The sequence below is a fragment of the Corynebacterium falsenii genome, assembly GCF_020099275.1.
Lineage (GTDB): Bacteria > Actinomycetota > Actinomycetes > Mycobacteriales > Mycobacteriaceae > Corynebacterium > Corynebacterium falsenii.
Genome location: NZ_CP083646.1, coordinates 684,731 through 704,575, shown reverse-complemented (window position 1 = coordinate 704,575; position 19,845 = coordinate 684,731). Strand labels below are relative to the sequence as shown.

General features: G+C 64.0%; 17 protein-coding genes. 11 read left to right on the top strand and 6 right to left on the bottom strand.

Features of this window, described 5'->3' with window-relative positions; translation table 11 throughout:
* Positions 1 to 166: 166 nt before the first annotated feature.
* Positions 167 to 1,435 carry an FAD-binding oxidoreductase gene (locus LA343_RS03150; RefSeq protein WP_025401913.1) on the top strand — a complete coding sequence of 423 codons (1,269 nt, stop codon included), beginning with the start codon at positions 167 to 169 and terminating at the stop codon, positions 1,433 to 1,435.
* 24 nt (positions 1,436 to 1,459) lie between these two features.
* On the opposite strand, the gene LA343_RS03145 is transcribed toward LA343_RS03150, so the two are convergent.
* Complete coding sequence (locus tag LA343_RS03145) at positions 1,460 to 2,359, bottom strand: carbon-nitrogen hydrolase family protein (protein ID WP_025401912.1); 900 nt, start codon at positions 2,357 to 2,359, stop codon at positions 1,460 to 1,462.
* Between the two features lie 281 nt (positions 2,360 to 2,640).
* Here LA343_RS03145 and LA343_RS03140 point away from each other — a divergent pair, with 281 nt between their 5' ends.
* The 4 genes from LA343_RS03140 (at position 2,641) to LA343_RS03125 (ending at position 7,217) form a co-directional block, all read left to right on the top strand.
* A complete protein-coding gene (locus tag LA343_RS03140) occupies positions 2,641 to 2,949 on the top strand; it encodes a hypothetical protein (protein ID WP_025401911.1) in 309 nt (102 codons plus the stop codon).
* Positions 2,946 to 4,232, top strand: a complete 1,287-nt coding sequence (locus tag LA343_RS03135) for an alpha/beta hydrolase (protein ID WP_025401910.1) — start codon at positions 2,946 to 2,948, stop codon at positions 4,230 to 4,232. The genes LA343_RS03140 and LA343_RS03135 overlap by 4 nt, the downstream gene beginning before the upstream one ends.
* A gap of 103 nt (positions 4,233 to 4,335) precedes the next feature.
* The gene (locus LA343_RS03130; RefSeq protein ID WP_025401909.1) at positions 4,336 to 5,586 is read left to right on the top strand and encodes an NAD(P)-binding domain-containing protein; all 1,251 of its coding nucleotides are present in this window, start codon (positions 4,336 to 4,338) and stop codon (positions 5,584 to 5,586) included.
* A gap of 161 nt (positions 5,587 to 5,747) precedes the next feature.
* On the top strand, positions 5,748 to 7,217 hold the full coding sequence (locus tag LA343_RS03125; RefSeq protein WP_039911087.1) for a basic amino acid/polyamine antiporter: 1,470 nt from the start codon (positions 5,748 to 5,750) through the stop codon (positions 7,215 to 7,217).
* Between the two features lie 14 nt (positions 7,218 to 7,231).
* Here LA343_RS03125 and LA343_RS03120 read toward each other — a convergent pair whose 3' ends face one another.
* The gene (locus LA343_RS03120; protein WP_025401907.1) at positions 7,232 to 8,029 is read right to left on the bottom strand and encodes an IclR family transcriptional regulator; all 798 of its coding nucleotides are present in this window, start codon (positions 8,027 to 8,029) and stop codon (positions 7,232 to 7,234) included.
* 96 nt (positions 8,030 to 8,125) lie between these two features.
* Here LA343_RS03120 and LA343_RS03115 point away from each other — a divergent pair, with 96 nt between their 5' ends.
* Together LA343_RS03115 and LA343_RS03110 are read left to right on the top strand one after the other, a co-directional pair.
* Positions 8,126 to 9,289 (top strand): acyl-CoA dehydrogenase family protein, encoded by a 1,164-nt coding sequence (locus LA343_RS03115; protein ID WP_025401906.1) that lies wholly within the window; start codon positions 8,126 to 8,128, stop codon positions 9,287 to 9,289.
* Positions 9,290 to 10,405, top strand: coding sequence for a CaiB/BaiF CoA transferase family protein (locus LA343_RS03110; protein WP_025401905.1), 1,116 nt, complete (start codon positions 9,290 to 9,292; stop codon positions 10,403 to 10,405).
* A gap of 6 nt (positions 10,406 to 10,411) precedes the next feature.
* Here LA343_RS03110 and LA343_RS03105 read toward each other — a convergent pair whose 3' ends face one another.
* Positions 10,412 to 10,912, bottom strand: a complete 501-nt coding sequence (locus LA343_RS03105) for a heat shock protein transcriptional repressor HspR (protein ID WP_025401904.1) — start codon at positions 10,910 to 10,912, stop codon at positions 10,412 to 10,414.
* Positions 10,912 to 12,153 carry a molecular chaperone DnaJ gene (gene dnaJ / locus LA343_RS03100; protein WP_025401903.1) on the bottom strand — a complete coding sequence of 414 codons (1,242 nt, stop codon included), beginning with the start codon at positions 12,151 to 12,153 and terminating at the stop codon, positions 10,912 to 10,914. The genes LA343_RS03105 and dnaJ overlap by 1 nt, the downstream gene beginning before the upstream one ends.
* Before the next feature lie 245 nt (positions 12,154 to 12,398).
* Between dnaJ and LA343_RS03095 the strand changes: the two genes are divergently transcribed.
* From LA343_RS03095 to LA343_RS03085, 3 genes are all read left to right on the top strand, one after another.
* Positions 12,399 to 13,778: a hypothetical protein gene (locus tag LA343_RS03095; protein WP_025401902.1), complete on the top strand. Its 1,380-nt coding sequence runs from the start codon at positions 12,399 to 12,401 to the stop codon at positions 13,776 to 13,778.
* Positions 13,779 to 14,356: 578 nt separating this feature from the next.
* Entirely contained in the window at positions 14,357 to 15,187 is an 831-nt protein-coding gene (locus LA343_RS03090; RefSeq protein WP_025401900.1) for a hypothetical protein, read from the top strand.
* Between the two features lie 54 nt (positions 15,188 to 15,241).
* On the top strand, positions 15,242 to 15,688 hold the full coding sequence (locus LA343_RS03085; RefSeq protein WP_025401899.1) for an LPXTG cell wall anchor domain-containing protein: 447 nt from the start codon (positions 15,242 to 15,244) through the stop codon (positions 15,686 to 15,688).
* Positions 15,689 to 15,912: 224 nt separating this feature from the next.
* On the opposite strand, the gene grpE is transcribed toward LA343_RS03085, so the two are convergent.
* Positions 15,913 to 16,662: a nucleotide exchange factor GrpE gene (gene grpE, locus LA343_RS03080; protein ID WP_025401898.1), complete on the bottom strand. Its 750-nt coding sequence runs from the start codon at positions 16,660 to 16,662 to the stop codon at positions 15,913 to 15,915.
* Positions 16,663 to 16,730: 68 nt separating this feature from the next.
* On the bottom strand, positions 16,731 to 18,596 hold the full coding sequence (dnaK, locus tag LA343_RS03075) for a molecular chaperone DnaK (protein WP_025401897.1): 1,866 nt from the start codon (positions 18,594 to 18,596) through the stop codon (positions 16,731 to 16,733).
* A gap of 228 nt (positions 18,597 to 18,824) precedes the next feature.
* Here dnaK and LA343_RS03070 point away from each other — a divergent pair, with 228 nt between their 5' ends.
* Positions 18,825 to 19,802: an alpha/beta hydrolase fold domain-containing protein gene (locus LA343_RS03070; RefSeq protein ID WP_081737250.1), complete on the top strand. Its 978-nt coding sequence runs from the start codon at positions 18,825 to 18,827 to the stop codon at positions 19,800 to 19,802.
* Positions 19,803 to 19,845: the final 43 nt, after the last annotated feature.

Genomic DNA, 19,845 nt, shown 5'->3' with positions numbered 1-19,845 from the left:
TGAGTAATCTGTAAGGCATTACGTGCAGCAGTGCCGCGCTAACCCGGTTGCCCTGCATGCCCCTGTACGCTCCCGTACACCTAGTACGCACCTGTGCGCCCTGTACGCACCCGTACACCTAGTACCCCCTGTACGTTCCGGACCATCATCAAGGAGGATTGAGTCGGTGGCACGCCACGCATCCAATGACAATCGTCCTTTACGGGAACTTGTCGAGGAAGCCCAGCTCAAGCGCGATCTCATCATCCGCACGGCTCGGCGCGCTATGCGGAAGCAGGGACTCACCCCCGCTCCCGTGCATATCCCCCACCACGCTGGCTCCGTCCGGAATCCGGACGGACCGGACAGGCTGAACGACCCGGACAACACGGCATCCGGAAACTTCGCCACCGACTTTTCCGAGACCCTCAACCTCGACGAGATCTACATTGAGCAGATCCTCGACTTCCTCGAAGCCGGAGTGACCGCCGCAGGCGAATTCGATTCCACCCGCGGCGAGTTCCTCGTCGCCACCGGCCGAGACTTCCGCAAGCACGGCCTCGAGCAAGAGCACTACGCAGCACTCGGCGAAGCCGCCATCAACTCCATCAACAAGTACATGGAGGACACGAAGGAGCTTACGGACATCACCGAGCTCACGTGTTCCCTCCTGGCCTATGGCGCGGAAGAGGACCGCACCGACGGAGTGCACGCCACCGCCCAGGCCACCGTCCTCGCAGTGGAGCATCGCTGCTCAAAGGTGGCCGTGGTGCGCGTGCAGCTCGATCCGCCGCTGCCTTTCTGGCCCGGACAGTTCGTGGAGGTCCGCACCCCGCACACTCCCCAGGTGTGGCGCAGGCTCTCCCCCGCCAATCCCTGCAATGATGACGGACTCGTGGAGTTTCACGTCCGCGCAGCCGGGCCATTCTCCGAGGGCATTGTGAACAATACGGTCGTCGGCGAGCGCTGGGTGGTGGCCAACCCGTATGGTCACCTGCAGGTATCGGGCGATCGCCAGGTTGTCATGATCGCAGGTTCCACTGGCCTTGCACCCTTGCGATCGATCATTCTAGATCTCGCGGGGCAGGATAATCCCCCGAGTGTCCAGCTCTACTTCGGCGCACAGAACCCCGGCGAGCTCTACGACTGGCAGGGTCTCAAGAGCCTCGACGATGCGTTTGACTGGCTTCAGGTCACGGCCGTGTCCGAGCGCAGCCGCATACCCGCGGGCACGAATCCCAAGGAATCCACCGAGTTCCGCGCGGATGGCATTGAGCTTGCCATTCCTCGCAACGAATGGGTCCACGGCCTCGTGGGAGACGTTGCGCTTGATCGTGCCCAGTGGCGGAACGCGGAGATTCTCATCGCCGGAAGCCCGTCGATGAAGCGTGATGTGGTCAACGTGTTCCTCGCCGCCGGCGCCGATCCGGATCTCATCCAGATGGATCCGGACTAACCCCACCCCACCGCAGGCCTGCGCTTACTCCACGCAGTCGACCGCCACGCCCAGCTCGCGGTCCTGCTTGTGCCCCTGCAGAACCGGCAAGGACTTGCGCACCTTGTCCACGAAGTTCGGGTCAATATCCACGGTCAGCACCTGCGCCGCATAGCCAGTCTCCGCGAGTCGAGCACCGTTCGGGCCAATCACCACAGAGTGGCCAATGCCAGTCGGGCCATCAGCTTGGCCGTAGCGCTCCGGCGAGCCCGGACGAGCCATGCTGCCTGCCACCAAGTACGAGGTCGAATCCAGCGCACGAGCCGCTGTCAGCTCGCGCCACTGCTCCAGCTTGCCGGGGCCGTCTGCCCAGCTTGCGGGCACAACCATGACCTTCGCGCCCGCCGCGGCCATGGCCACGAAGTGTCCGGGGAAGCGAATGTCGTAGCACGTCGCCAGGCCCACCTGCACGCCCTTGACGTCCACGACCACGCGCCGCTTGCCCGGCTTCACCGTGTTGGATTCGCGGTAGCCGAAGGCATCGTAGGTGTGGATCTTGTCGTAGTGCGTCACGTAGTCCGGCCCCGCGACCAACAGGGTGTTGTACACGCGGTGGAAGCGGTTGGCTTCACCGGAGTCCTTCGGCGGCTCCTCCTTGAGCTCACCCGAGGGATCGCGGTACACCGTGTCCGCGGGCGTGAACATTCCCACCACGGCGGTGGTGCCGTGCTTCTTGGCGGTCTCGATGATCGCCTGCGCGAACGGCCCGTCAATGGGCTGCGCAACCTGGTCGAGACGACCACTGTCGAAGGGGAACATCGCAGCTTCCGGGAACACCACTAGGTCTGCCCCGTTGGCCGCGCCGGATGCAATGTATTTCAGGATGCGAGCCAGGTTGGCTTCCACATCGGGTTCGGCGTTCATCTGGATCACTGCGATTCGCATACCCACCAGCGTAGCGATCTTAGCGACATCGCGCCCCTCAACGACCGATCAATTTTCCTCCCCTGTGGATAACTCTCAGTTATCCACAGGCCGCCTTTTTTCTTTCTCGTCTCGACGCCACACCCTCCCCTACCCTCAGCCGTGTTCCGGTCATGCCCCGGCCTGCCTGTCCCGAGAACCGCACACGCGGCGGCGCTAGATCTCAAAGGCACACGCTTCCAAAGACCTCCAAGCCCCCAAGACTCCAAGACCCCAAGCTCGCACCACAAGGACTCGATCTCATGCTCAACATCTCCTATCTCACCACCTTGTCCATCCACACCCCCGGTGTGCACCGGCGCTGCTCGAACCTCGAGCTTGCGGCAGAGCACTGTCAGAATCTTGGCACGGCCCTCGCGGGCGAAAGTCCCCCGACGATCGCTGGGAACATCTTCCCCGGCGCTCTTGCGCACCTGTGCACCGAGGGCGGCCGCGCTATCCGTGGACATGGGGAGCAGCTGTTAGCCACGACGCTATCGATCATGCGGTTCGCTGATGGCGTCGATAACCAAGACAGTGTGAACGCGAACGCCCTGGACGGTGCGCGATGAGCATCACGGTAGCGGACCTCGAACACAGCGACGCCGCAGGATTGGCGAAGCTCGCCGAACAACTACGCTTCTTCGGTGACGGCGTGCAAGACGATGCCTCGTGGGCGCGGGACACCGCCGAGTGGGGCGAGATATGGACGGGAAGTGCGGCGGACGCGGCGTCGCGGGCGGCGGATACCTCGTCGGCCCCGCTGGAGGCGCTGGGGTTCACGGTATCCGCGGCGGGAGCGGTCACGGACGCCCAGGCGTCGGCCCTGGGTGGGGCCCGGACAACCGTGCAGGCTGCGATGACGGTGGCGCGGGGTCTGAGGTTCACCGTCAGCCCAGCGGGCGATGTATCCGCGGGGGCGCTGGCACTTCTCCCTACAGTCGGATCCAGTTTGTCGGCGATGGCGCAGACGCTTGGTGTGATCCTTCGCGCAGCCATCACCTTCATCACCGGCCTAGACGCCGCCGCTGGGGCAGCGCTGCGCGCGATGCTGAGCGGAGCGCCGCCCGCGCCCGGGCCAGCGCGCGACATCCCTCACGAGGCAGTCGCGGGCGGTGGCGTGCCGATTGTGGAAACCACAGGAGCCAACGGACCGATCGTGACCGTCGGCGACGTCGAAAAAGCAGACCAGATCATCACACTGGTCAGCGGCGTGGGATCCAGCGAACCCGGCGCGACGGAAAGAACGGTCGCATGGGCTCGCACCCAGGTAGAGCAGGCGGCAGCGCAGGGACGCTCCGTGGCGGTGGTCGCGTGGCACGATTACAAGGCCCCCTCGAACACAGCAGTAGGATCCTTGCCTTTCGCTGCGCACGCTGCATCGGGCTCGCTGGAAAAGTTCCAGCGCGGATTGCGATCCGCCAACCCGAACGCGCAGCTCACGGTGGTGGGATACAGCTACGGATCCGTGGTCACGGGCACTGCGGCAGAACAAGGGCTCACGGCGGACAATATTCACTTTTGGGGCAGCCCCGGAACGCGCGTTCCCTCGGCGTCCGAACTGGAGTTGCACACACGGGAGGGCACCGTACCTGGCGATGGTCGAGTGGAAACAACGCTGCAGCCTGGCGACATGATCAGCTTCACCACCGGGCCATTCGGCGGAGTACATGGCCCCGATCCAGCGGCGCCGAATTACAGCTCGCCGCCACAGTCCGGCCGGGGGTCGCCGGCAGAATCGCAGCCCGGGTGGGACTCGTACGCATGGCGCAAGATACTGGACGCGCTGGTGTGCTTCCGCGGCGAAGGCGATGCCCACAGCTCTTACCTCGCTGATCCGCAGGTGAGCCCCTGATGGCAGGACAACGAGTGCCGACAGGCGCTGCTCCGCAGCGCGTGCGCCACTGCGCTGCTCCGCTGTTCATGCACGACTGCATCACTGCACTACTGTGTGAGCTATGACGAGCAATGCTCAGAATTCCGCGTGGCTCGCGCAGAACAACGACCGCCGCTTCGCCGCCGTGGTCATCGGAGCCGGTCAGGCTGGGCTCGCCGCCGCCCACGAACTGCGGCGGCGTGGGCTGACGCCGTGGGAAGACTTCATCGTGCTCGATGCCAACGACGGCCCCGGCGGGGCATGGCGGCACCGATGGGACTCCCTCACCTTGGGCAAAGCCCACCGCATCGCCGACCTGCCCGGCATGCCCATGGGGGAGGCAGACACCCACCGGCCGGCCTCCAGTGTGGTGGCCGACTACTACGGCAGCTACGAGGACACCTTCGAGCTGCCCATCATCCGCCCCGCGCACGTCACCGCGGTGAGCGATTCCTCCCCGCGCCCCGCCGGCGACTCCTCCCCCGCCGGCGAATCCTCTCCCGCGCCGCTGATCCTCACCGTGGAACTGCCCGGAAACAGCACCGATTCGGCACCCCCGCGCTCCATCCACATCAGCGCGGACGTAGTGCTATCCGCCACCGGCACATGGTCCCAGCCGTACATCCCCCACATCCCCGGCATGGAGAACTTCCGCGGCACCCAGCTGCACACCGTCAACTACCGCGCGGCCGAGGACTTCCGCGACAAACACACCATAGTCGTCGGCGGTGGACTGTCGGCCGTGCAGTTCCTCCTGGAACTGGAGCAGGTCACCACCACAACATGGGCCACCCGCCGCGCACCGAACTTCTCCTACCGCCCGTTCGATCTGGAATGGGGCCACCACGTTGAGGAAACAGTGCGGCGCCGCACCTTCCGTGGGTACACCCCGCCCTCGGTCGTCAGCACAACAGGCATTCCCCAAACACCCGCCTACCTTCGGGCTGTGCAGCGGGGAACCTTGGTGTCCCATGGGATGTTTAGCGAGGTGCTGGCTGGTGGCGTCGGATATAACAAGGCCCAACCCGAGCCCACGGAGGATCTCGCGATTCCCGTAAGCTGGCAGCCATACCCCGCCGGAACCACCATCGAGGCCGACGTGATCTTTTGGAACACGGGATTCCGACACGCGCTCAATCACCTGCGCCCACTCCACCTGCGGGAGCACGGCGGCGGGATCACCATGGCCTCGGAAGTAGACGTGGCGCGGGAGCCGAGAGTCAAGCTCGTCGGGTACGGCTCCACAGCCTCTACCGTGGGCGCGAACAGGGCCGGAGTGCGCGCGGGCCGAGAAGCGATGAAATACTTGGAACGCAGTAGTGCTCGGGGCTGATTCACGGTACGGTAACAACCGTGAAAGAGACAGATAGTGGGGATAACCCAGCAACTGGCGGAGTTGTGAAGAAGACGGTGATCGACGACAGCGCGAGCGCCGACACCTACGCACCCAACGCCTCCACGCCCGAGGTCCTCGTCAAGGACGATCCGCGCACCGTGCGGATGGGCACCCTCGTGAGCCTCATCATCGGCTCCACCGTGGGCGCGGGTATCTTCGCGTTGCCACAGAACATCGCCTCGGTCGCATCCCCCGGCGCGGCCCTCATCGGCTGGCTCATCACCGGCGTGGGCATGCTGTGCATCGCCTACGTCTTCCAGGCGCTCGCCCTGCGCAAGCCGCACCTGGACTCCGGCGTGTACGCCTACGTGCGCGCCGGGCTCGGCGACTTCGTGGGCTTCGCCTCCGCGTGGGGTTACTGGCTGGGCACGATCATCGCGCAGGTCGGCTACGCCACGCTGTTCTTCAGCTCCCTGGGCTTCTTCTTCCCCGTCTTCAACGGCGACCAGCCGCTCATCCAGGCCATCTGCGTATCCGCGCTGACCTGGGGCATCTTCGTGATCCTCTCCCGCGGTATTCGCCAGGCCGCCATCATGAACGTGATCACCACGGTGGCAAAGATCCTGCCCATCGTGGCATTCCTTGTGCTCGTGGCTTTCCTGGGCTTCAACACGGAAGTGTTTACCTCTGACTTCTGGGGCCGCGCCGCCACCTTCGGCGAAAATCAGGACACCGCCATGTCCGTCACCGACCAGGTCAAGGGCATGATGCTGTTCACCGTGTGGGCCTTCATCGGCGTAGAGGGTGCCAGCACGTACTCCAAGCGCGCACGGCACCGTAAGGACGTCTCCATCGCCACGTTCCTGGGCTTCGTGTCCGTATTCTTCCTGCTGATCTCCGTGAGCTTCCTCTCCTATGGCGTGGTGCCGCGCGAGGAGCTTGCGGCCATGGGCGATAACTCCATGGGCGCGGTGCTGCAGCAGGTAGTCGGCCCGTGGGGCGGCGGACTGATCTCCATCGGCCTGTGCATCTCCGTGCTCGGCGCCTACGTGTCGTGGCAGATGCTCTGCGCGGAGCCGATCAGCCTCATGGCTCAGGATGGGCTGCTTCCGAAGATCATCGGGCGCACCAACTCTATGGGCGCGCCGTACGTCTCGCAGTTCGTCTCCGCGGTGGTCATCCAGATCTTCATCGTGGTGTTCTACCTCAACCAGTCCACGTACACCACGATGGTGCAGCTCGCCACGTCGCTGTACCTGGTGCCCTACGTGTTCGCCAGCCTGTACCTGCTGTTCCTCGCCACCCGCGGGCGCGGCATCTCGCACCCAGACGCCGGCCGGAAGTTCGACCTCACCGGCCCCGAGGTTCCCCGCTCCACCAACCGCGTGCACCTGCTCATCTCCGCGGTGGCCTTCGGTTACTCGCTGTGGCTGCTGTACGCCGCCGAGCTGCAGTTCGTGCTGCTCGGCACGCTGCTCATCGTGCCCGGCATGATTGTGTACGTTTTCACGCGCATCAGCGCCAGCGAGCGCATCTTCAACGCCTTCGAGTGGGTGATCTCCACCCTCATCGTGGCATCGGCCATCTTGGCGCTGGTGTTCATCGCCAACGGCCAGATCAACCTCTAAGAGCCCTCGAGCTCCTAAGAGTTCCAACGGTGCGCGTGCTTGCGGAGCACGCCGATGATGTGTTCTGCATTCGCGCTGATCTCCTCGGTGGTCGCGATGACACTGACCGCTGCCACGGCCGTGCCCTCGATGCTTGCACCGGCGCCCGTTCCTGCGCTTCTAGCTGCGCTCCGGTCGGCGCTCCTGTCGCGCACCGCAACGGCCACGCCATCCGCCCCGTTCGACGCCACCCCAGGCGCCACACACTCGCCGGTCTGTCGAAGAGTGGGATATTCCCTTTGGAATCGGTCGACAAGCTCCTGTTTCCCCTCCGCGGCGGCGAGATAGTTCCATGCCGTGGGCACGTCCAGGCCAGACAGCAGCACCCACCCCGCTGAAGTCTCCAGCGGGTGGCGCTTCAGCCGGTTCTGCGCCAAGTATTCAAAAGCCGGATCCGAGCAGGCGTAATCCACGTAGTAGACGTCCTCCCCGATGAGCACGGCCAACACCACAATGAAGCCGGTTTCCGCAACGATGTCCTCGAGCATCTCGTGTGTCACCGTCGTCACGAGCTGCTGTCCAGCCAGGGCCGTGAGGAAATAGGGTGCCAACCCCAACCGGTACGCCTTCCCCTGCTCCTTGAGATACCCCGTGGCCGTGAGCCCATTGACGAGGGACTGCACGGAGCTGACCGGCGCTCCCACGGCTTGCGCGATCTTCGTGAGGCTCTGTGGCTCTCGTTCGCGCGCGACGAACTCTAGGATGCCCGCGATGCGATCCACCGTGCGGTGATTCGGCCGTGCCGGGGTGGGGTCCTCAGGGAAGGGGAACATGTTTACCTCCGATTGCTTCCCAAGACGAAACTAGTGATGTAAGCTACACTACAGAATATCGCACGCACTTACCTATATCCGTAAGGAGACTGAAGGATGATCCACCCCCTCGAGCTCACCAACTTCGATTCGCTCCTCAGCGATGACGAGCAGCTTCTCAAGAACACCGTCCGCGACTTCGCCGACCGCGAGCTGCGCCCCAACATCCAGGACTGGTTCGAGCAGGGCACCCTGCCCGCCAAGGAACTCGGCCTGAAGTTCGGCGAGCTCGGCGCCCTCGGCATGCACCTCGAAGGCTACGAATGCCCCGGCATGTCCGCCGTGGAATACGGCCTGGCCTGCATGGAAATCGAGGCCGTGGACTCCGGCCTGCGCTCCTTCGTCTCCGTTCAGGGCTCCCTGGCGATGTACGCCATCTACCGCTGGGGCAGTGAAGAGCAGAAGCAGAAGTACCTGCCCGGCATGGCCAAGGGCGAGCTCATCGGCTGCTTCGGCCTCACCGAGCCCGATGCCGGCTCCGACCCCGCCTCCATGAAGACCCGCGCCACCCGCGACGGTGATGAATGGGTCCTCAACGGCGCGAAGATGTGGATCACCAACTCCCCCGTCGCCGACGTGGCCGTGGTGTGGGCCCGTACGGACGAAGGCTTCGCCGGTTTCATCGTGGAGAAGGGCACCCCTGGATTTACCGCCCTGGAGATCCACAGGAAGCTGTCGCTGCGGGCGTCGATCACCGGAGAAATCGTGCTGGACAACTGCCGCGTGCCCGAGGAGAACCGACTGCCCGAGGTGCACAGCCTCCGCGGCCCCCTGACCTGCCTCAACGAGGCCCGCTACGGCATCATCTGGGGCGCAATCGGCTCCGCGCGCGACGCCCTGGAAACCACCATCGACTACGTGCACGAGCGCCAGGTGTTCGGCAAGTCCCTCTCCGCGTTCCAGCTCACCCAGGCCAAGCTCGCCGACATGGCCGTGGAACTAAACAAGTCCACCCTGCTGGCGCTGCAGATCGGCCGCATCAAGGACTCCGGCAAGGCCGCGCCGCACCAGATCAGCACCGGCAAGCTCAACTCCACCCGCGCTGCGCTGGATATCGTCCGGCAGTGCCGCACCATGCTGGGCGCCTCGGGTGTCACGCTGGAATACTCGCCGCTGCGCCACGCCAACAACCTGGAATCGGTCCTCACCTACGAAGGCACCGCCGAGATGCACCAGCTCATCATCGGCAAGGCCCTCACCGACGAGGAGGCATTCCGGTAAATGGGAGCGCTCAGCGGAATCAAGGTCGCAGACTTCTCCCGCGTGCTCGCGGGCCCCTACGCCACCATGATGCTGGCGGACATGGGCGCGACCGTCACGAAGATCGAGCGCAAGGGAGTGGGCGACGACACCCGTCACTGGGCCCCGCCCGTCACCGATAGCGGTATCTCCACCTACTTCGCCAGCGTGAACCGCAACAAGAACACGGTGGCGCTGGACCTGCGCGACCCAGACGACCTGGCCACGGCGCGTGACCTCATTGCGGAGGCAGACGTGGTCATCGAAAACTTCCGGCCCGGCACGATGGACAAGCTGGGTTTGGGGTTCGACGCCGCCAGGGAGCTCAACCCCGCAGTGGTCTACGCGTCCCTCTCCGGTTTTGGCAGCGGGGCAGGCCGCGACCTGGGTGGATACGACCTCGTCGTGCAAGCCATGGGCGGGCTGATGTCCATTACTGGGCCGAGCCCGGATGAACCCACGAAGGCAGGGGTGGCACTCATCGACGTGCTCACCGGCCTGCACCTGGGCATGGGCATCCTCGCGGCGCTGCACCACCGCGATGCGAACCCGGATAGCGGCGGGCGAGGCCAGCACATCGAGATCAACTTGCTCTCTACGGCGCTATCGTCGCTGGTCAATCAGGCCTCGGCGTACCTCAACGCGGGCGTAATCGGGGTGGCGCAGGGCAATAAGCACCCGTCCATTGCACCCTACGAAGTGTTCCGCACCGCTGACGGATCCATCGCCATCGCGGCGGGCAACGACTCGCTGTACCAAGCGCTGTGCCGCTGCATGGACCGGGAGGATCTGGCTACCGAGCCGAGGTTTGCCACGAATTCCTCGCGCGTGATGCACCGGCTGGATCTCGTGGCCGAGCTGGAACACACGCTGGGGACGAAGACGTCCAAGGAATGGTTCGCGCTGCTGCGCGAGGCGGGTGTGCCCGCGGGGCCGGTAAACAACGTGGCCGATGCTTTCGCATTCGCCGAGGCCGAGGGCCTGGCGCCCATCGTGGATATCGACGGCGAGAAGAGCGTGCGCAACCCCATCAGTTTCTCCGAGACTCCGGTGGAGTACCGCACTCCCCCACAGCCGCTGCCCGGCACGGAAGGGTAACTGGGGCTAGCTGCCCGAGTTCCCCCGCCGCCGACGCCGCGGCTCCCACATCACCACGGCGGTGGACCGTGGCACGTGGACGATCTCGCCACGGCGCCGCTCCACAGCGGAGCCGGGCGAACCACCCGGCCCGGCTTGACCAGCTTGGCCGCCCTGTCCAGCCTGCCCAGCCTGGACCAGCAGCGCTTGGATCTTCTCCTGCGCCTCAGCCAGCCGATGCCGCAGGGCAGCGTTGTCATCTTCCAGCTGGTCGATGCGCGACTGCTGGTCAATGATGGTCTTAATGCCCGCGAGGTTCACACCCTCTTCGTGGGACAGGCGCTGAATCTCCATGAGCCGGTCGATGTCTTCCCGGGAGTAACGGCGGCCACCGCCGCGTGTCCGCTCCGGGGTCACCAACCCCATCCGGTCGTACGTTCGCAGGGTCTGCGCGTGCATGCCCGTGATCTCCGCAGCCATGGAGATCACGAACACCTTGCGCTTCGCCCCGCGATCCTTGTCACTCATCAGTTACCCTCCCATCCTTCACGAGGGTCGAACCCGGACCGCTTTTCTTCCTCAGCGAACTTGCGCAAGGCACTCATCGCGCCTTCGTCCAGGTTCTTCGGGACGGCCACCTTGACGGTCACGAGCAGGTCGCCGCTGGTGCCGTTGCGCTTGTGCACGCCGCGGCCACGCACGCGCAGCGTGGTGCCGTCTTGGGTGCCTTGCGGGATGCGCACCCGCACCTTGGAATCGAGGGTGGGCACGGTCACTACGCCGCCGAGCACGAGCTCGCTGAAGCTCACCGGGACGGTAAGTTTCAGGTCGTTGCCGCTGCGCTCGAACACCTTGTCCGGCCGCACGTGCACCGTGACGAACAGGTCGCCCGCGGGCTTGCCGTTCTGGCCCGCAGCTCCCTGCCCAGCCAGGCGGACCTTTTGTCCGTCCACCACGCCGGCGGGCACGCGGACGGTGATGGTGCGGGCCTTGGTGACCCGGCCGGTTCCGCCGCAGTCCGTGCACTTGTCCTTAATCACCGTGCCGGTTCCGGCGCAGTCCGGGCAGGGGCGCGAGAATCCAAATGCGCCGCGCTGCTCGTTCGTCATGCCCGAGCCGTTGCAGGTGCTACACGTCACCGGCGAGGTTCCCGGCTTAGCGCCCGATCCGTGGCAGGTCTCGCACGGCTCCGGCTTGGTGAGCCGGATCGGTACGGTCACGCCCTTGGTAGCTTCGCGGAAGTCGAGGGTGAGCTCGGTTTCCACATCCGCGCCGCGGCTGCGCTGCTGGCGCCCTGCGCGCTGGGTACGCTGGCCACGCTGACCACCGCCCATGTCGTCGCCGAACAGTCCGCCGAACATGTCGCCGAGCCCTCCGCCGCCGTCGCCGAACAGGTCGGACATGTTGAATCCGCCCGTTCCGCCGCTAAAGCCGCTGCTGCCGGCACCGCTAAAGCCACCGCCGTAGCTGCTAAATCCGCCGCCACTGCTGTAGCCGCCGAATCCGGGTCCGCCACTGCTAAACGCGCCGCTGGCGAGCATCTGTTTTAGCTCGTCGTACTCCGCGCGCTTTTCCTTATCGCCGACCACGCTATAGGCCTCGGACGCCTTCTTAAAGCGTTCCTCCGCCGCCGCATCCCCCGGCTTTTTGTCCGGGTGATCCTCGCGCGCTATCTTGCGATAGGCCTTCTTAATTTCCTCCGCTGTGGCGGTGGAGGACACGCCGAGGTCGCCATAGTAGTCCTTCTCGGCCCATTCTCTTTGTGCCATGGGTCACTCCTTTTGTCGTTTCTAAAATAGCTGTTCACGCTGGGGTGTTGCTCTCAATCTTGAGTGTACCCCGCTGAACTTTGCTTGCCTATTTTTTATAACGACGCCACCCCACGGTTATTCCCACCCCATGCCCGTTACGGGTCGCTGCACGAGGGTCACTGAGCTGGGTGGAAGACAGATGGCGCGTAGTGGCGTCGACGAGAAATATTCGGTGGAAAAGACAAGTAGTTAGAGTAGAGAGTATGTCTGACAAGAAGCGGAACTGGCTGCACAAGCTCTTCGGTCACGAAGAGCCGCAAGGTGGCGCGAGCACGCCGGAAGACCCGGGCAGCGGCGAGCCGTTAGACGGAATCCTCGACGAGCTGGAACAACCGCACCCCGTCTTCGACAAACTCAAGATGAACCAGGGGCTCATGCTTGAGGAGACCCTGGTCAAGGCATTCAACGAACGCGGCTACCACGCCGAGGTCAATGGCAAAGACGTACGCATCACCCCGCCGAGTGGGCGGCCCTCCACGGTGCACCTGGACAACCTCCACCTCCAGGTATCGAACCTGCGGAACATCGATGCGGACATGCCGCAGGTGGTGCACGCCTTCGTCTCCAGCCTGCTGAGTGTCCGGCCCGCCACCAGCTACCGCGACGCCGACTTCTTCCGCGGCATGCGCGTACGCCTGCAGCCGATCGACTCGCTGGAGTGGGAAGAGTGGGCCATGGACGCGTTGGGACTGCCAGTGACCCTGCGCACAGAATCGGATCAGAATGGCCCGCAGCCGCTGTTCCGCACGAAGTCTGGGGGAATCGGTACGGCAGCCCAGGGTGACACACAGGGTGCCGGTGGCGCGGGGAACTCCGGCGGCTCCAGCAGCTCCGGTGATGATGTACAGCTCGATTCGGAAGTCGTACAGCCACTATTCACCAAGGATTCGCCGGTGCAGCCGTGGAGCGAGGATACAATCGTTCGACTGTGCTTCGACAGCGAGGAATCGGTGGAGAATCTCAACCCCTCCTCCTTGGAGGATCGCGGTCCGGTCGAGGACCTGTACCGCATGGGTTACCGAAACCTCTGGCAGGAGCTCATCGACTCCGACCTCAGCGCCGTGCGATTCACGCCCAGCGAGGAGCAGCGGTTCGGTGCGTCCCAGGCCAGTACGCTGCCGCCGTCGATGCAGGACGCGAATGCGGAGGAAAGCTGCTGGCTGCTGGAAACCTCCAGCTTCTTCGGCGGGTCAATCCCCTTGTTCCTGGACGAGATTATGGAGCGGTACGCGCCGGAGGTGGATCGTTCCAAGGGCTTGATTTTCGCCATGCCGCACCGCCACCTCACGCTGGTGCGGGAGGTGACCAACGGGGCGTCGTTGATGAACTCCATCGGGCTCATGGTCTCGATCGCCGCGGAACAGTACACGTCGCAGCCGGGCTCGATTAGCCCTCGGCTGCACCTGTGGCACGAGGGGCAGGTGGAGACGTTTACCGACATCATCTGGGGCGACGATGAGCGCCAGGCCGAGATTCAGGTCAAGCCGAGCCCGTACCTCATGGCGAAGATCAACGAAGGACTGGACGGCCCTGAGGGACCTGAAGGACTCGAGGGGTCGGGTGGCGGCCCGGAGCCGTTCTAGGCGCGAGTTGGGGCGGCGCCTCAGCGCCGTCTCTGCAGATATCTGCAGAAAGAAAACTACTTAATAGGCTCCATATTAGATATTTCTTAATTTTATCTGTTGAACTGTCAGTTTTCTCCAAGTAACGTGCAATGCGTCACGGAGCACTCACTCACACGCTCCACCTGCCTACACACGCTTGGTTTATAAGTAATGAAGAAATTCCCACGCCTGGCAACTGCCAGCTTGCTCGCGCTCCCGTTGAGCTTCCTCGCCATCCCGTCCGCACACGCCACCAACACCGGCACGACCTCCGGCGACAACAGCCAGAAGTGCTCGGTCGACTGGTATGCATCCGCGGTCATGGATGTGGACAAAAAGGTCGATCCCGCTGACATCGGCGCTTACTACAACGGCAATGTCGATGACCTCTGGGTCGATCTCGAGGGCAACCCCGTGCACTACAGCAACGGTGGCTTCATCAAGGAAGTCAGCCCCGTCTACGGTTCCCCGCAAAGTTTGAGGTCCAGCACTACTTCACCGGCCGTGGAGATAACTTCCGGCTCAACTTCCACTACTACATCGGCACCCAGTACGCCGTGGACAATGCGAAGCTCAAGCTCGATCTGCCCGATGTCCCCGGTAATGGCCAGTGGAACTACGAATCCACCGACTGGGGAGCGGCTCGTTTCGCTCCGGCGGCCGGCCTGCCCTACACCACCCCGCACCTCCTGGATAACCCAGTTCCCCAGGACGGGGTGGTCGACCTCGGCAACCTACCTGAGAATTCCTCCACGACCTTCGTGGCTTCGGTTCTAATTCCGCAAGCGAACGAGAATGACTCGTTCGTCGCCGCCGGAACGATCACCGGCGAGTCCGGCCCGGACCGCAACGGTTGCGGAATCACTCCCCCGAGCCTTCCGGAGAGCGAAAAGTGCGTGGTGAATCTCGTCGGACAGACGGTTCGCCTGCCCGGCGGCAGGGACGTCATTGCTCGCGATAGGTGGGACAACAACGGCGCAATCCGGCTGACCAACAACTACGACGATTCGTCCGATGACTACGTCCGCACGGATCCTTCGCCCCTCGGCAAGGTCAACGCCGATAGCTGGGACAGCAACCCCATGTACTACCGCCTCTACGGCGCGGCTGACGTGGACCTCAAGGACGTCGACTACACGGTGAAGGTCGCAGAAGGCCTGACCTTCAGCAAGCAGGACGAGATCAAGGTCATCACCGGCCTCGCCCCCGGCGAGGGCGGAATGGGCCAGCTGCCAGGCAACGGCTACACCAAGCCCGTTGTCGGTGCAGGCACCCCGGTAGTCTCCGACGACGGCAAGACCATCACCTTGCACATCGACTCCATGCCCGCACAGTCCGCTTTCGCTATCACCCTGCCGACTACGCCGGACGCCGACGCCAAAGCCTAAGTCCTGAACGAGTACCTCACCGGTAACGAGGAGGGCTGCGATCCCGACGAGGTCGTGCCGCCGACTGAGACGACGGACCCGACTGAGCCCACTGACCCCACTGACCCCACCGATACGACCGACCCGACTGAGCCAACCGACCCGACCGAGCCCACCGATACGACTGAGCCCACTGAGCCCGGCAAGCCTGGCGAAGGAACGGACAAGCCAGAGCCCTCTAATCCTTCTAAGCCCGGTGAGACCGACACCACGACGCCCGGTGGCTCCAACAACGGCGGTTCCAACAACGGCAACGGCGGTTCCAACACTGGTGGATCCAACGCTGGTGGCTCTAACAACAGCAATGGCGGCTCCGGAAGCAACCACTCCAGTGGCCAGCACGGTTCCAGCAGCCGAGGCAACCTGGCTAACACCGGTATCGCCACCTTCCCGCTGCTGCTCATCGGCGCAGCCGCTGTGGCCACCGGCGCTGCCTTGATCAGCCGTCGCAAGAACGCCTAACGGCTCACTGCCGGCGGCTAGCGGCTAGCGGCTAGCGGCTAGCGGCTAGGGACTAGGCGCCCCGCCGCTGGCAGCGAACCGGTTCCGACTGCGCAGCACAGCACAAAGGGGCGGCCGCCCTACCTCGCGAAGGTAGGGTGGCCGCCCCTTTGGTTTGTCCCAGAGCCACGCCTAGCCAGTGCGCGGACTTGCGCGCAACACACGCTAGCCGTGAGCGTCAGCTCTTAGGCGTCCGCGATGATCACCATCGCGTGCCGCAGCACGCGGTCGCCCAAGCGGTAGCCCTTGCGCAGCACGGTGCCCAGCACCTTGTCGTCGCCGGAGCTGGTGTCCTGCACAGCCTCGTGCAGGTCAGGGTTGAACTCCTCGCCCTCGGCACCGAAGGATTCCACCTTGATGGCGGACATCACGCCCTGCAGCTTGTCAGCTGCGGACTTCAGCGGGCCGGTGAGGTCCCCGTGGGACTCGGCCAAGTCGAGGTCGTCCAGGATGGGCAGCAGCTTGCTTGCCACATCGGCCTTCGCACCCTCGATGACGGCAACGCGGTCGCGCTCCACGCGGCGGCGGTAGTTCGTGTACTCCGCAGTGACGCGCTGGAGATCCTCGGTGCGCTCATTGAGCTGCTGCTGAAGGCCAGAGTCACCCGTGGCACGGGCGGCATCCTCTTCGGCTGCATCCACGGCGGCGTCCTGGGCTGCCTCGAGGTCGCCGGTGGCCTCACCGTCGAGGACATCCTCCACGGCGGCGTCCGCCTCCGGATCCTCGATAATTGGCTCGCCGACACCGTCCGCACCCGCTGCACCAGCACCGGCACCTGCGGAGGCCGGGTTCTCGCCAGCGAATTCACCAGCAAACTCGTCGCGGCCCTCACCTGCGGCTTCCGCTGCGGCAGCTTCAGCGCGCTCGGCAGAGGTAGCTTCGGGATCGGTCGCCTCGGGGGCGCCGGGGTCTTGGCTAAAATCTCGTTCGTTCATCGTCTTCCTCTATTTCTCAACGTAGCTGAACGCCCCGAGCCCACAGCTGGGCCCGGGGCGGTGAAGGCTTACTTGTTGTCGCTCTTCTTGTCGTCGTCTTCGTCAACGACCTCAGCGTCTACAACGTTGGGATCCTCGGAGCCGGACTCAGCACCTGCGGCGCCAGCTGCACCGGCTTCGCCAGCCTGTGCGGCCTCGGCCTCGTAGAGAGCCTTGCCCATCTCCTGGGACTCAGCGGAGAGCTTCTCCACTGCATCCTTGATGGCCTCGAGGTCGTCACCCTTCAGGGCCTCGTCCACAGCCTTAGCTGCGTCCTCGACCTTGTTCTGGGTCTCCTCGGACACCTTCTCCTTGTTGTCCTCGACGAACTTGCGGGTCTGGTATGCCATGGACTCTGCGGAGTTGCGGACTTCCTGCTCCTCGCGGCGCTTCTTGTCCTCCTCAGCGTGAGCCTCGGCGTCCTTCACCATCCGGTCGATCTCTTCCTGGGACAGGCCGGAGCCTTCCTGGATCTTGATGGTGTTTTCCTTGCCGGTGCCCTTGTCCTTCGCGGTGACGTGCACGATGCCGTTGGCGTCGATGTCGAAGGTCACCTCGATCTGCGGCACACCGCGGGGTGCGGGTGCGATGCCGCCCAGTTCGAAGCTGCCGAGCAGCTTGTTGTGGGCTGCCATCTCGCGCTCACCCTGGAAGACCTGGATCTGCACCGAAGGCTGGTTGTCCTCAGCGGTGGTGAAGGTCTCCGAACGCTTGGTCGGGATGGTGGTGTTGCGCTCAATGAGCTTGGTCATCACGCCACCCTTGGTCTCGATACCGAGGGACAGCGGGGTGACGTCCAGCAGCAGCACGTCCTTGACCTCGCCGCGGAGCACGCCAGCCTGCAGGGCAGCGCCGACGGCCACGACCTCGTCCGGGTTCACGCCCTTGTTGGGCTCCTTGCCGTGGGTCAGCTCCTTGACCAGATCGGTCACGGCGGTCATGCGGGTGGAACCACCCACGAGGACCACGTGGTCGATGTCGTCAACGCTGATCTCAGCATCCTTCAGCACGGACTGGAACGGAGCCTTGGTGCGGTCCAGCAGATCCTGAGTGATCTTCTGGAACTCGGTGCGAGACAGGGTCTCGTCGAGGAACAGCGGGTTCCGGTCCTCGTCGACGGTGATGTAAGGCAGGTTGATGGATGCCTGCTGGCTGGAGGACAGTTCGATCTTTGCCTTCTCGGCTGCCTCACGCAGACGCTGCAGGGCCATCTTGTCCTTGCGCAGGTCGATGCCGTGGGCTGCCTTGAACTTGTCAGCCAACCAGTCGACGATGCGCTGATCCCAGTCGTCGCCACCCAGCTCGTTGTCACCAGCGGTTGCGCGAACCTCAACCACGCCGTCGCCGATCTCCAGCAGGGAGACGTCGAAGGTACCGCCACCGAGGTCGAACACCAGGATGGTCTGTTCCTTGTCGCCCTTCTCCAGGCCGTAGGCCAGTGCGGCCGCGGTGGGCTCGTTCACGAGGCGCAGCACGTTGAGGCCTGCGATCTGGCCCGCGTCCTTGGTGGCCTGGCGCTGTGCGTCGTTGAAGTATGCGGGCACGGTAATAACGGCGTCCGTGACGTCCTCGCCCAGGTAAGCCTCGGCGTCCCTCTTGAGCTTCATGAGGATACGAGCGCTGATCTCCTGTGCGGTGTATTCCTTGTCGTCGATCTTGACGGTCCAGTCAGTACCGATGTGGCGCTTCACGGAGCGGATGGTGCGGTCAACGTTGGCCACTGCCTGGTTCTTAGCGGACTGGCCGACGAGCACCTCGCCGTTCTTGGCGAAAGCCACGATGGATGGGGTGGTACGGGAGCCCTCGGAGTTGGCGATAACCGTTGCGTCGCCGCCTTCAAGGACAGACACCACAGAGTTGGTGGTACCCAGATCGATTCCTACTGCGCGTCCCATTGTTGTTTCCTCCTATGTTTGTGGGGCGAATATTAACTCGAGCCTTTAGTGTGGCTGACTCAACTTCGCTTCAACTTCTAGTGACCAGTATCCGCAAATTTTGCGTCTCGTCAAGCTGACTTGAGTTTGTGCCACTCAACTTGCTCACATCTCCTACAACTACTCGCTGCTCAAAGTTGTTCCCAACTCGCTCAACTTTTGTGAAAAATTTTTTTGTAGGCTGTCCCCATGAGTCTCTCGATGCGTCTTCGCGCCTGGTTGTCTGGTCATCGCCACCCTTCTTTCGACGCCACCAGTGACCCCACACCACCCTCTCCTGCGGAACCGCCACACGCCCTGCGCCAACACTTCGCAGTCAACGAGCGCGAGATCCTCGGTTTCCCCGTCTACTCCATCGCCCCCATGCAATTCGGCGCGACGGATGGGCACAGCGCCAGCGCCGAGGCCCTCCACGAGCTCTCCCCCGCCCAAGCCGCCGACCGCGCGGTCCTTTACATCCTTCCCGGCGGGTTCGTGAACCCCATCAAGGAACGAAACTGGGACTTCGTGGGGCAGCTCGCCGAGGCGGGCCTGCGCGTGGAGGTCCCGCTCTACGGGCTACTCCCCGACCACACCGTGGAACAGGCCCTCCCCCTGGTGCGCGAGGTGTATTCACAGCTGGTCACCGACCACGGTGCAGATAAAGTCACAATCATTGCCGACTCCGCTGGTGGCAGCCTTGCCCTGGGCGCGCTCACCTTCCCCACCCCCTGCCCTACCCCCACGTCGCTTATCCTCAACGCACCATGGGTGGATATGGACCTAGCCAATCCGGACATTCCGCAGTACGAGGCCGTCGATCCCCTCCTCAACGCGGAGCAGCTCCGCCGGCAGGGAGCGCTGTGGTCACAGGGGCTCGTAGCGATGGGCGTGACCGACGCGCAGACTGCTACCTCCCACCCGGCCGTCAGCCCGATTCACCTCGACCCCGAGGTCATTCGCGCCACCTTGGGGAGCACTGACCTGCATGTGTTCTGTGGCGACAAAGATCTCTCGCTTCCGGATGCACGGGCTGTGGCGTCGAAAATAAAGAAACAGGGAGTACCGACAACCGAGCATTACCAGCCGGGTGCGATCCACATGTTCCACCTCACCAACAGCAGAGAGGGCAAGCATGCCCGCAAGACGATGATTGACATTGCAACGACTGGCGGCGCGGGGGCGTAGAGCAGCCGCTCACGCGCCGTATTTTCACAACATTTGTGTTGCC

Bases quoted from the DNA above. Each gene is read 5' to 3' on its own strand.
- LA343_RS03145 (WP_025401912.1), bottom strand. From the start codon at position 2,359: ATGCGAATCGCAGTGATCCAGATGAACGCCGAACCCGATGTGGAAGCC.
- LA343_RS03140 (WP_025401911.1), top strand. From the start codon at position 2,641: ATGCTCAACATCTCCTATCTCACCACCTTGTCCATCCACACCCCCGGT.
- LA343_RS03135 (WP_025401910.1), top strand. From the start codon at position 2,946: ATGAGCATCACGGTAGCGGACCTCGAACACAGCGACGCCGCAGGATTG.
- LA343_RS03130 (WP_025401909.1), top strand. From the start codon at position 4,336: ATGACGAGCAATGCTCAGAATTCCGCGTGGCTCGCGCAGAACAACGAC.
- LA343_RS03120 (WP_025401907.1), bottom strand. From the start codon at position 8,029: ATGTTCCCCTTCCCTGAGGACCCCACCCCGGCACGGCCGAATCACCGC.
- LA343_RS03115 (WP_025401906.1), top strand. From the start codon at position 8,126: ATGATCCACCCCCTCGAGCTCACCAACTTCGATTCGCTCCTCAGCGAT.
- LA343_RS03110 (WP_025401905.1), top strand. From the start codon at position 9,290: ATGGGAGCGCTCAGCGGAATCAAGGTCGCAGACTTCTCCCGCGTGCTC.
- LA343_RS03105 (WP_025401904.1), bottom strand. From the start codon at position 10,912: ATGAGTGACAAGGATCGCGGGGCGAAGCGCAAGGTGTTCGTGATCTCC.
- dnaJ (WP_025401903.1), bottom strand. From the start codon at position 12,153: ATGGCACAAAGAGAATGGGCCGAGAAGGACTACTATGGCGACCTCGGC.
- LA343_RS03095 (WP_025401902.1), top strand. From the start codon at position 12,399: ATGTCTGACAAGAAGCGGAACTGGCTGCACAAGCTCTTCGGTCACGAA.
- grpE (WP_025401898.1), bottom strand. From the start codon at position 16,662: ATGAACGAACGAGATTTTAGCCAAGACCCCGGCGCCCCCGAGGCGACC.
- dnaK (WP_025401897.1), bottom strand. From the start codon at position 18,596: ATGGGACGCGCAGTAGGAATCGATCTGGGTACCACCAACTCTGTGGTG.
- LA343_RS03070 (WP_081737250.1), top strand. From the start codon at position 18,825: ATGAGTCTCTCGATGCGTCTTCGCGCCTGGTTGTCTGGTCATCGCCAC.